The organism is Flavobacterium degerlachei (genome assembly GCF_900106645.1).
Lineage (GTDB): Bacteria > Bacteroidota > Bacteroidia > Flavobacteriales > Flavobacteriaceae > Flavobacterium > Flavobacterium degerlachei.
The window spans coordinates 134,810-147,077 of sequence record NZ_FNMV01000012.1 but is presented as its reverse complement, the minus strand read 5'-3'; the positions used below and the strand labels follow the sequence as shown (position 1 = coordinate 147,077).

Annotated in this window: 9 protein-coding genes; 1 reads left to right on the top strand and 8 read right to left on the bottom strand. The window is 33.7% G+C overall.

All coding sequences use genetic code 11. The features are described from left to right. The coding region (locus BLV91_RS12945; protein WP_394331839.1) for a hypothetical protein at positions 1-1,889 on the bottom strand (1,889 nt) is incomplete at its 3' end. Positions 1,890-2,443: 554 nt separating this feature from the next. On the opposite strand from BLV91_RS12945, the gene BLV91_RS12940 reads away from it, so the two are divergent. Continuing rightward, the gene (locus tag BLV91_RS12940; protein WP_091434008.1) at positions 2,444-3,514 is read left to right on the top strand and encodes a glycosyltransferase; all 1,071 of its coding nucleotides are present in this window, start codon (positions 2,444-2,446) and stop codon (positions 3,512-3,514) included. Positions 3,515-3,625: 111 nt separating this feature from the next. Here BLV91_RS12940 and BLV91_RS12935 read toward each other — a convergent pair whose 3' ends face one another. From BLV91_RS12935 to BLV91_RS12905, 7 genes are all read right to left on the bottom strand, one after another. Next, positions 3,626-5,887 (bottom strand): inorganic phosphate transporter, encoded by a 2,262-nt coding sequence (locus tag BLV91_RS12935; protein WP_091434006.1) that lies wholly within the window; start codon positions 5,885-5,887, stop codon positions 3,626-3,628. Between the two features lie 243 nt (positions 5,888-6,130). Continuing rightward, on the bottom strand, positions 6,131-6,799 hold the full coding sequence (gene phoU / locus BLV91_RS12930; protein WP_091434004.1) for a phosphate signaling complex protein PhoU: 669 nt from the start codon (positions 6,797-6,799) through the stop codon (positions 6,131-6,133). A gap of 61 nt (positions 6,800-6,860) precedes the next feature. Next, a complete protein-coding gene (gene pstB, locus BLV91_RS12925; RefSeq protein WP_091434003.1) occupies positions 6,861-7,613 on the bottom strand; it encodes a phosphate ABC transporter ATP-binding protein PstB in 753 nt (250 codons plus the stop codon). A gap of 1 nt (position 7,614) precedes the next feature. Beyond that, positions 7,615-8,493, bottom strand: a complete 879-nt coding sequence (pstA, locus tag BLV91_RS12920) for a phosphate ABC transporter permease PstA (RefSeq protein WP_091434000.1) — start codon at positions 8,491-8,493, stop codon at positions 7,615-7,617. Between the two features lies 1 nt (position 8,494). Further along, positions 8,495-9,703 carry a phosphate ABC transporter permease subunit PstC gene (gene pstC, locus BLV91_RS12915; RefSeq protein WP_245709704.1) on the bottom strand — a complete coding sequence of 403 codons (1,209 nt, stop codon included), beginning with the start codon at positions 9,701-9,703 and terminating at the stop codon, positions 8,495-8,497. A 187-nt stretch (positions 9,704-9,890) separates the two neighbouring features. Then, entirely contained in the window at positions 9,891-10,754 is an 864-nt protein-coding gene (locus BLV91_RS12910; RefSeq protein WP_091433995.1) for a PstS family phosphate ABC transporter substrate-binding protein, read from the bottom strand. A gap of 97 nt (positions 10,755-10,851) precedes the next feature. Next, the gene (locus BLV91_RS12905; protein ID WP_245709703.1) at positions 10,852-12,063 is read right to left on the bottom strand and encodes an OprO/OprP family phosphate-selective porin; all 1,212 of its coding nucleotides are present in this window, start codon (positions 12,061-12,063) and stop codon (positions 10,852-10,854) included. Positions 12,064-12,268: the final 205 nt, after the last annotated feature.

Sequence of the window (12,268 nt, the reverse complement as noted above, 5' to 3'; positions counted from 1 at the left end):
TCTGAAATACGTCTTGTTGTAAAGGCATGTGATCCCGCTGTTAATCCTGAAAAAGTTACCGAACTTTGGTAAGTTCCACCATCAACATTATATTGGAAGTCCGCTCCTGTTGGCGCAGATATTGTAACGGTTCCTGTTGCTACTGCGCAAGTAGGCTGCGTTGTTGCGCTAGCTGTTGGTGCCGCAGGAGCTGTTGGTCGTGCGTTGATTGTTATTGAAGTTGCCGAGGATACACAAGTGTTATCTGAAATACGTCTTGTTGTAAAGGCATGTGATCCCGCTGTTAATCCTGAAAAAGTTGCCGAACTTTGGTAAGTTCCACCATCAACATTATATTGAAAGTCAGCTCCTATTGGCGCAGATATTGTAACGGTTCCTGTTGCTACTGCACAAGTAGGCTGCGTTGTTGCGCTAGCTGTTGGTGCCGCAGGAGCTGTTGGTCGTGCGTTGATTGTTATTGAAGTTGCCGACGATACACAAGTGTTATCTGAAATACGTCTTGTTGTAAAGGCATGTGATCCCGCTGTTAATCCTGAAAAAGTTACCGAACTTTGGTAAGTTCCACCATCAACATTATATTGAAAGTCAGCTCCTATTGGCGCAGATATTGTAACGGTTCCTGTTGCTACCGCACAAGTAGGCTGCGCTGTTGCGCTAGCTGTTGGTGCCGCAGGAGTCGTTTTTGGTGCCGCAACGCCTGAGCCATTTGAACTAGTGCAACCATTTACAGTTTGTGTCACGGTATAGGTCCCCGCAGTACTAACAGTTATTGAAGCAGTAGTGGCATTGTTACTCCATAATAAACTTCCTGTATAATTTGATGCAGTTAAAGTTGAAGTACCATTACAGTTATTAACAACACTTACAGTTGGAGCAGCAGGACTATAGGTTATCGTTATTTTTGCTTGATTTGATGTTAAATTAGTTAGGTCATTTATTTTATAGAATATTGGAGTTGGATTAGATTTAAAAGTCGCTAATGGCACAAAAGTCACTATTCCTGTTGAGTTAACGGACCAAGTCCCTTCACCTACTACAATTAAGGAATTTTGAATTCCAGTTGACGTTGCTGATAGATTTAAATCTACTGTAGATTTATCAATATTTTGATTTGAGTCAGTATCATTATTTGCTACATCTAATGATACCATTCCATAAGGCTTGCATAAACTAGAATCATCATTTGCTATCGGGTTTTTAGGAACAACAAATGTCACCTCACCAAAACTAATAGAACTTTGTCTATTACTTGATCTTCCACTATTTCCAAGTCTAAAATTTATAGCGCTAAGAGTCCCGAAGTTTACCGCAACAATATATCGTGTATTTGTAATCCTTATAGGATCAACAGAATTACTAGGACCTTGAAATCTAGTATAAGAATCATTAGTAGTAGAAACCGTTATATAACTATTATTTTCTAATGTGAAACTTTCGTTATTAGGTCTAGCAACATCAAAAAATTCATTTCCATCAAGATCTAGTGCTTCTATCGTAAATGAGTTCAAATTAATTTTTAATTCTTGAGCGGTACCATAAGTTCCACTTTTATAAAAACTAAACTGAAATTCAACATACCCATTACTGCTTGAAGTATTTACAACAGGCTGAAATCGATCAATTAAACCTCCGTTTGTTGGATTATCTATTTCAAATATTGAAGCGTTACTAATAGCAACTACCGTAACGATAGCATCAACGTTTGTTCCATCAATGACAGTGACTATGGGATAGAGGTACTTTGCTCCAACTTGCTTGTCAATTCCTGATTTTAATGTTGGAGTTGTAAATTTAGGTGTTTGCGAATATGATTTTAGCGAAAATATAAGAAAAACAAATAAAAGTAATATTTCCCTTACATTGTTAATTTTTAAAGTAGTTTTATACATGAATTATAGTAGGTATTTGCAATTATTCTAATAATAAATTTGGGCCAAAAATCTTAATAAAACTAACGTGTTTTATTAACACAATTTTGTGCAAAAATAAAAAAAATATAATGGAAAATTCTCATAATTACAGAAATACAGAAATAATCGATTAACGACTTAAAAATTCGACGTATGAACATATCTGAAATGACAATTAGCATAAAATTAGCGATTTATGAATTTTCTCACAAGCTACTGAATTCAAAATTACACAAAAACAAACCTGATTTCCTCACCAAAAACAACAACAAATCACAATTTTAAGCAGCTACATTTGTATTTATAAAAACAGTAAAAGCACTACAATTCTAATTTTCAACATCTCATTATCGGACAGTAACAACTGTATAATTGAGCTACAAAAATTTGCATCATAGTAAATTTCAACTCCCTTAAAAAAAGACTATAATTCTAACTACTTACTTCCTTAATCATTTGGTAATATTTAAATCAATTCAGAACTAATTCACTTTACGTATCTTTAAAAAATATACCAAACAGAGACGAAAGAAATGGAGACAGATAACTCTTCTACTACAACAATCTTAATCACACCTTTAAATTGGGGGCTAGGTCATGCAACGCGCTGCATTCCCATCATTAAAGCATTAGAAGAAAACAATTACATTCCCATAATTGCCTCTGATGGTATTGCGCTTGAATTATTACGCAAGGAATTCCCTTATCTAAAATTTCTAGAACTGCCTTCCTACCACATAGAATATGCTAAAAAAGGTAAAAATTTCAAATGGAAATTACTCCAAAACTTACCAAAAATAATCAAGGCAATTCTAAAAGAGAAAATATTGGTAAGAAACTGGATATCCCAATATGGCATAGATGGAATCATATCAGATAATAGGTTGGGCGTTTATAGTAAAAAGATCCCTTCTGTATTTATCACACATCAGTTACAGGTAATGACTGGAAACACTACCTGGCTTACTACTATGTCGCATCAGTATTTTATCAAAAAATATTCAGAATGTTGGGTTCCTGATTTCGCAGATTCTCCAAATTTAGCTGGAGCGCTAAGTCATCTAAAGAAAACCAATCTGAAGCTACATTACATTGGTCCTTTGAGCCGCATGCACAAGAAGGATCTTCCAAAGAAATATGATTTAATGATTATACTTTCAGGACCAGAGCCTCAACGTGGCATACTGGAAGAAAAACTAAAAACAGAACTAGAGCGATTCAAAGGCAATGTGGTTTTTATTAGAGGAGTAGTAGAACCAAATCAGACAAAGGAGCAAATTGACACCATTTGCTATTATAACTTCATGAAAAGCCGCCAATTAGAACAAACATTTAACGAAAGTGAGGTTATTCTATGTCGGTCTGGCTATACTACTATTATGGATTTAGTGAAACTAGGTAAAAAAGCTTTTTTTATTCCCACTCCTGGTCAATTTGAACAAATGTATTTAGCAAAAAAATTAAAGAACGAAGGCGCAGTTCCTTATGCTGAACAAGATAATTTTGCAATTGAAAATTTATCAGAATTAGAATCATATCGTGGCTTACAGTCAGCTAATCACAGCACAAATTGGGAACAGTTATTTAGTGTTTTTAAGACATAAAATACTAAGAACTGAAGTACGCTAAAACTTCGATAGAATACATAAAAAAAACAGCCTAATCCAAGTGTTGCGAATGGTTTAGGCTGTTTATATATTACTAAAATTATTTACTTATAGTTTTGTAACTTTTGAATTAGCGTGAACATTAAACTCGTTAAATAACTCCAGCAAACTCATAGTCGCTTTGATTAAGTCGTTAGTTTCTAAAAGCAAGGCAAAATACAACTTGCTGTTTTTCGGACTTGTTTCAACGGTTCTGATTCTACCAATTTGCTTTTGAATTAAAGTGGCTACCAGATCCAAAATTTCTTTTCTTCCTTCGACAAGGTTATCAAGATTATCAAAAGTGTTTTCATTAAAAATAACTTCTATCTTATCAAAAAGCGTCTTTAATTCATTATCTACTCTTTTAAGATCTCTAATCTGATTAAATTTAAGCTGTTTGTGATTGTTATCAATATGATTGTAACTGTTTTGACTAATAAAAACTAGCGACTGAATCATGTCTTGTAAATAACCTAGAATCATAATATAAAACATACTAGCCTCAACTGAGGTTTCATCCAGATTTTTAATGAAATAATAGACATTCGTCTTCAATTCATCGACTTCTTTTTCGAGCTTTTTCAGTGATTTTTTATTCTCTTTTAGCTTGCCTAAATCCTGAAGCCCCAAATTGTCAATCACATCGCTGTAGATTTTGTTAGTATTAGCGATAACACGTGAAATTTGAGCAGAACTTTCATTTATAACTTCATTGATTGTCACAATATCTTCTCGTTTAAGAAGCAGTAATTCCTGTACTTCTTTCTCTTTTTTAGTGTATTTCTTCGCACTTCTGTACAGAATAATTCCAAGAGAAACTAATAGACCAACAAAGGCAAAAACCTCTCCTACTTTTAGTAAAAAAGCGATTATAAATGCTGATACAAATGCAATAATAGCCGTAAAAAACCAACCTCCAATTACATTAAAAACCCCAGCTATACGATAAACAGCACTTTCTCTATCCCAAGCTCTATCAGCAAAAGAAGACCCCATAGCTACCATAAAGGTAACATAAGTAGTAGAAAGCGGTAATTTTAATGAAGTACCTATAGAAATTAGAATACTAGCAACCATAAGATTAACAGCGGCACGAATCATATCAAAAGCGGGTTCATCTTGTTTCTTTTTCCCTTTTGATTCCGGTTTTTCAAACTGTTTATCAATTTTTACCTGAATAGCTTTAGGTAAGATATAGTTAAACCACTGGCCCATATATACACTTGATCTCACAACAGATTTAGACAAAGCATTTGATGAAAAACGCTCTGAACCTTCATCTTGTCTAGACAAATTTACTTCGGTTTCAATAACACTTTTTGCTTTTTTAGAGGTCCAAATGGTAACTACCATAACTAATCCCGCGAAAACTAAAAAGTAGAACGGCGCAACAATATTCTCATCTGCTAATGCTCCCATCATAAAAACATCACCTGATACTCCAGAACCACTAAAAATTTGGTAGGAATTGAATGCTGCAATCGGCACTCCGATGAAGTTTACCAAGTCATTTCCGGCAAAAGCTAAAGCCAATGCGAAGGTTCCAATGATAATAATCACTCGAAGAATATTAACCTTGAAAAAGGTCATTAACACTTGGCTAAGCGCTGTAAAGAAGACAAAATTTCCAGCAATAATCATCCATTGATTTTCTTTAATCCAGTAATGAGTATCGGAACTGATAAAAGAAACACCTTTCAGTCCTTTAATCAGGATAAAAAAGGTAATAGCGGTTATAGCAAGCCCTCCAAAGATTGCCCCGATATATTTCATTCTTTTTTCGTATTGAAAAGTAAAAATCAAACGAGAAATATACTGAACAACACTACCTAAAGTAAACGATAATACTACAGAGAGAAGAATGCTAGTAACAATTTGTGTCGCTTTTTCTGTATTAATATAATCGCCAATTGTATTTAAATCTCCATCTGACATGTATATTTTATATAGTGCAAGGCAGAATGCAGCACCTAAAAGTTCAAAAATTATTGATACAGTGGTGGAAGTTGGCATCCCAAAAGAGTTATAAAAGTCCAACAGTATGATATCTGCAATCATGACAGACAGGAAAATAATCATCACATCATTGAAGCTAAACATGGCGGGAACAAAAATACCACTTCTGGCTATTTCCATCATTCCACTAGAGAATAATGCCCCCACTAAAACCCCTAAACTAGCCACAATCATAATGGTACGAAAAGAAACCGCTTTAGACCCTATTGCGGAATTCAGGAAATTTACCGCATCATTACTAACTCCTACAACCAGATCCGTTATTGCAAGTATACCCAAAACAACGAGCATAACTAAATAGATTTGTTCCATAATTGACAATCTTTTTTTTTAAAATGACTGCAAAAATCGGTTAATTATTCCAAAAATCCTCTATTTATATTTTAAAATTCGTCTCTTTTGCTTTAAATTACTTTCTATATAAATACTACTTTTCGTAGCTTTAACAATCTCTGTAGTGAATTTCAGTAGTCAGCTAAAATAATTAAAGCTAATTTTCGCATTAAAACAGGAGCGAAAATCAGCTTTATGTTGAATCAAATATCAATAAAAAAATTATTTTTTATCTATATTTTTTTCATGTTTTATCGTCTTTGCATTAATCATAAAGTAAACAGATTCTGCAATATTGGTGCAATGATCAGCTATTCTATCAAAATGTTTCAGTGCAATAATTAAATTCGTTCCTGACATTACTGTTTTTGAATTATTCTTCATTTCAGCAATGATATTCTGCGTAGCCTCAGTACTTTTACTTTTAATACTATTGTTTAAAACAAAGATTTCATCGATTGTACTTTCGTCCATACTCTCGAAACACTCATTTGTTTTTGCAGTAATAGTTTCAACTTCTCTTGAAATTTCAGTTATATTAAACTTTGAGATTAATTCGTGTTTTTCTTTAATGCTTTTAGAAAGTTTAATGATACTCATGGACAAATCGCCAATTCGTTCTATTTCCTTACTCATTTGCATTGCAGAGATAATAAATCGTAAATCAGAAGCCACAGGTTGTTGTAAAGCAAAAACGCTTTGACAGATATCGTCAATTTTCACGTCAAGTTTATCAATTTTATTTTCTGTTTTCTTAACTTCTTTTCCTTCAGAAACGGGTTCTGAAAGCACAGACTTAACTGCCTCGGCTACCTGACTTTCAGCCAAGCCTCCTATTTTTATAATAATTCCCCTAAGCTTTCCTAGCTCTGTTTCTAAATGTGATGCCATTTTTATTAAAGATTTGAAGATTTAAAGTTACTCCATTTTGAGTACAATTCAAAATCCGTTTTTATCCGAATCTTCCTGTTATATAATCTTCGGTTTGCTTTTTCGCTGGTTTTGTAAATATCGATTTTGTTTTATCGTACTCTATCAAATTACCCATATAGAAAAAAGCGGTGTTATCACTCACACGTCCAGCCTGTTGCATATTATGAGTTACAATAACTATCGTATATTTATTTTTCAATTCATAAATCAGCTCTTCGATTTTAGAAGTAGAAATTGGATCCAATGCAGATGTAGGCTCATCCATTAATAATATAGATGGCTTTATTGCCAAAGCACGCGCGATACATAAACGCTGTTGTTGACCTCCTGAAAGTTCAAATGCCGATTTCTTAAGTTTATCCTTTACCTCATCCCATAGTGCCACTTGCTCTATTGTAGTAACGACACGCTCTTCAATCTCGTTTTTATCAGTTATGCCATTCACTCTTAATCCATAAGCCACATTCTCAAAAATAGTTTTTGGAAACGGATTTGGCTTTTGAAAAACCATACCAACATTTTTTCGCAAATTATCTACATTAGTAGCATTGCCATAAATATCTGTACCGTCAATAAGAATACTACCAGTCATTTTGGTATCATCTATAAGATCATTCATTCTGTTTAATAAACGTAAATAAGTTGATTTACCACATCCTGAAGGCCCAATTAATGCTGTAACAGTGTTCTCTTTCATCGATAACGAAATATCGTGCAAAGCTTGATTTTCCCCGTAGTAAAAATTTACGTTCTGTGATTCTATTTTATGCATGTTAATTCATTTTTACTTTTTTCCCATAATATTTACGAAGACCATTCGCCAATAAATTAGAAATTAATACAATAATAATTAAAATAAGTGCCGTTCCATATGCCATTGATCTAGAAGCCTCAATATTAGTACCACTAGTGGATATTACATATAGGTGATAAGGTAACGCCATCGCTTGGTCAAAAATTGACGTAGGCAATTTAGGTAAAAAATACGCAGCTACGGTAAATAAAATAGGTGCCGTTTCCCCTGAAACTCTTCCTATCGACAATATTAAACCAGTAATGATGTTAGGAAAAGCAATTGGAAAAACAATTTTGCTTGTAGTTTCCCATTTACTAGCTCCTAAAGCTAAACTAGCTTGTCTGAACGTATCATCAACTGATTTTAATGCTTCCTCTGTAGTTCTAATGATAACTGGTAGCACTAATAACCCTAAAGTTAATCCACCCGCAAGGATAGAGTCACCAAAACCTAATTTATTTACAAATAATGACATCCCGAAAAGTCCAAACACAATTGATGGAACTCCAGCAAGGTTATTAGTCATTTGTTTGATGATTTTCTTTGGCCAGCCTGCCTTAACATATTCATTCATATATATGGCCGCTAACACCCCGATAGGGAATGCAAAGATCATACTTGCCAAAACTAAACAAAGTGTCCCCACAATCGCAGGAAAAATTCCTCCTTCGGTCATTCCGTTTTTAGGCATTTCAGAAATAAACTCCCAACTGATAGCACCGATGCCTTTTACTACAATAAAAGCCAAAATCACAAATAATAATGCCACAACAGAATAGCTTGTAAAGCTAAATATTCCGAAGGCAATTTTTTGACTTCTTCTTTTTTTGTTTGCTAAACGATTTTCTACATTCATCTTAGTGTTTTTTATGCGATTGTTTGTTAGTAACCATTTCCACTAACATATTGATTCCGAAAGTAATTACAAATAGTATGCAACCCAATGCAAATAATGCTTCATAATGTAAGCCTCCATTTGCAGCTTCTCCCAACTCTGCAGCAATAGTCGCAGGGATTGTTCGAACGGGCGCCAAAAATGTATGTGGTATAACAGCTGCATTTCCTGTAACCATTAAAACAGCCATCGTCTCACCAATTGCGCGACCTATTCCCAAAATCGCACCGGCTGTAATTCCAGATGCTGAATAAGGGATAACCACTTTATATATCGTTTGCCAATGAGATGCACCTAAAGCTAAACTAGCTTCTTTCATTGCACGTGGTGTGTTTCGCATCGCATCTTCAGAAATAGTGATAATCGTAGGCAATGCCATAATAGCTAATACCACACTTCCTGCCAAAGCAGTTTCACCCACAGGCAAATTAAAAACACTCTGAATCAACGGAACAATAATTACCAAACCAAAGAATCCATATACAACTGATGGAATTCCAGCTAATAATTCAATTAGCGGTTTTAAAAAATTACGGGTTCTTTTCTTTGCTATCTCACTTAAATAGATCGCAGCGAATAGTCCTATTGGTAATGCTAAAACAATAGCTCCAAAACTAACCAATAAAGTACCGTAAATTAGTGGCTTAACACCCATTTGAGCAACAGGCTCCGCAGTGGGAAACCATTCCTCATCAGATAAAAATTTAAATACTGAAATTTTATCTAAATCCAGTTCACGTCCTTTAAAGTCCTTGCTTTTGTACTTGTCAGAGAAAAAAGCAATTATCCCTGGCGTCTTCGCGACAAGCTCATTGATTTTCTCTGGGAAATATTCAAAATTAGCACCAAGTTCCTCGTCCGTGTAATAATCAGTTATATCACCAGTTCTGAACAAAACAATAGCTTGGTCTTTCCCGCCAAGTTCTTTCCAGTTTGTTATTTTCTGATCAAAAATATCCTTTATCTGGGATGGTTCTAGTTTTGTTATCGGATTTGAATCGTTAACCGCCAGTAAAAAACCCTTGTCTATTGGCTTCTTACTAAAAACTCCGGCACCTTCAATAAATAGAAAAAAAACAATCAATACAACTGTAATACTGGTAGCAGCGCTACTTAGCATTAAAATAAATTCAATTATCTTCTCTTTAATCTGTTTAAAATTTGTTTTCAAATCAGTGTGTTTTATTTTTAGCAAAACTACGCTAGACATCCTTTGCTAATGTTTTTACATCGTTAACGTTATGTAAATTTAATGTTAAGGGATTATTGCTCTCCTAAATTAAAAAATACTTTTTAAACAAAAAAGGCTGCCCTATAATTAGGACAACCTTCTTTATCAATCTATAAATTAACCTTTATTAATTCAACGGAACATAACCAATTTCAGCTACAGTTTTTTGTCCTTCAGCAGATAGTGCGTAATCCACAACTGGTTTTACTTTAGCAGCGTTTGTTTTATCAAACATGTAGAACAATGGTCTAGAGATAGGATATGTTTTATCTTTAGCACTAGCAACAGATGGCTCAATAAAAGTTTTCCCTTGGTCATAAGAAACTGCTAATTGCTTAACTTCTTTTGTTTCGTATGCCAATCCGATATAACCTATAGCACCTTTAGTTTGACCTACTGCTTGTACAATAGCACCAGTTGCAGGTAAGTTTAAAATATCAGTAGCATAGTTTTTCTTGTCTAATACTTCTTCTTTGAAAAATTCATAAGTTCCAGAAGAAGATTCTCTTGAATAGGCTACGATTTTCTCGTCAGCTCCACCAACTTCTTTCCAGTTTTTAATTTGTCCAGTGAAGATTTTCTCTAATTGCTCACGAGTAAGTTTAGAAACACTGTTTGCAGGGTTAACAATTACTGTCAAAGCATCATATGCAATAACAACTTGCTCAATATCTTTTTTCATTTCAGAAAACTTCAATTTCTCTTCTGTTTTCAAATCTCTAGAAGCCATTGCAATATCAGTAGTCCCGTCAATCAAAGCCGTTAGACCTACACCAGATCCACCACCAACAATAGTGACAGTAACATCTGAATTTGTTTTCATTAAATCTTCTGCTTCTTTCTGTGCCAATGGTAAAACAGTATCGCTTCCTTTGATTGTTATAGACACAGTAGCAGTTGATGCTTCAGTTCCTTTACCTTCAGTTTTTGCTTTACCACAACTCAACATACCTATTAAAGGCAAGATTAGAAATAATTTTGATGTTTTCATTTTATTTTTTTTGTTTGATTTAAATTTTTTACAAAAGTATAATCCTAATGTTAACTCAATGTTACGTTAGCGTTATACAACATGCTTTTTCTACTATTTATATTCCAATTTCTACTTGTACACGAGCATACCAGTTTCCAGAAGTGTTACCCGTATAAAATTTTTCTTTCTCATATGAGAATTCAGTCTGAACTTTTAATTTATGATCTAAAATATATCTAGACAAACTAATTGCATATTCATCTACATTAGGACTGATTGTTTCTATATCAGAACCTACTTTTTGAGTAGAATACCTACCTGCTAATGAATACTTTGAAGGAAATACATAACTTAATTGAGTATCAACTCCATGACCTACAAAAACAGCTTGCTTTTTAGTTATGTCTAAAGGATTTACTGTAATTGCATTGTCAGTATCTCTAGACATATATGCTGCCATAGCAGTCCATCCGTTGTACTTAAACATTGCATCAAAAAATACAGATTGTAAAGTTCTAGTTTCAAATAAATCATTACCTAATTGACCTTGAGATCTTCCTGCATTATTATTTTGACTAAAAGCTCCTGAAAGCATTAATTTTGGCGTTTTTTCTCTTAATAAATCTCCTTCAAAATGAGATCCATTTTTAGTAAAAGCTCCTAAAGGAAATAATTCCACTTTTCCCGTTAAAGATATACCATCATTTAAATTTTTCGTGTAATTCCTACCTTCACCTTTAGTGATAGCTCCTTTTAATGCGTAAGAAAAATGATTCGCATCTTCTTTAGAATAATCAAGAAATAATCCAAAATCACGATCGATATTAAACTTCGAGTTGTTAATCGTACGATCCGTAAATTCCAAAGACCCTGAAGAAATCACCCTTTGATTATTACCTGGTAACTTTGTTTGACCAAAACCAATTACCCAATTTTTTGTAGGCTTGTAAAAAAGAACTCCGTCAAGAATTACATTTCCGTTATTTCCTGATACAGCCATATCTCTGGCAGAAAACCCTAATTCAACTTTGTAACCAAACTTTGGATTATAAACAAAACCATCCAACTTTAGTCTCATTCTTCTGATTTCTCCTTCAACAGTACCAGATTCCCCTTCCGTTTTTCCATAACCAGCTCTACTTTGAACTCTAAAACCAATATTTACTTGAAACAAACTATCTTTTGCTGTAAACCCAAGTTTTTTACTTGAATTAAGGTACTGAGTTGATTCTGTTTTTTTCTCAACCGATTTAGTTACTGATGCACCATCTTGAGCCGATACAATCATGGTAAACATCAGCGCACTACTTAATAAAAACTTTTTCATTTTAATAATTTGTTGTTATTGTGTTATTACGATGCAAACCTAACGTTAAATATAATCTTTTATATTAAGCTAAGGTTACGCTTGAGCGAACTTAATGTAAGCTACTAAAACAAAAAGAAGGAGAAAAATCATAAAAACAGAAATTTGTATCGCATAAAACCTAATAAAAACGGGGCTTTAGAGTATTAAAATCAGTTAACATTTA